Annotated in this window: 1 pseudogene; it reads left to right on the top strand. The window is 58.9% G+C overall.

Annotated elements, in window-relative coordinates:
- Positions 1-248: pseudogene (locus M3B90_RS09605) on the top strand (IS481 family transposase); the annotation flags it as partial.

The following is a 248-nucleotide window of genomic DNA, read 5'->3' as shown; positions in this document are numbered from 1 at the left end:
CGTCGCCGCCAACCTCACACGCTTAATCCACACATACGGCCCGCCAGCATCCACGCTGACGGACAACGCACCGGTGTTCACCGCACGCCTAGCCGGGCGCAAAGGTGGGAGAAACGCCTTCGAAAAAGTGCTCGTCGCACACAAAATCCAACAGAAAAACGGCCGGCCGGGCCACCCCCAAACCCAAGGAGAAATTGAGCGGTTCCACCAAACCCTCAAAAATGGATCAAAGCCACGCCCAACGACAG

This window comes from Dermabacter sp. p3-SID358 (assembly GCF_025147465.1).
Taxonomy (GTDB): Bacteria; Actinomycetota; Actinomycetes; order Actinomycetales; family Dermabacteraceae; genus Dermabacter.
The sequence above is the reverse complement of the archived record's forward strand: the minus strand, read 5'-3'. Positions and strand labels throughout refer to the sequence as shown.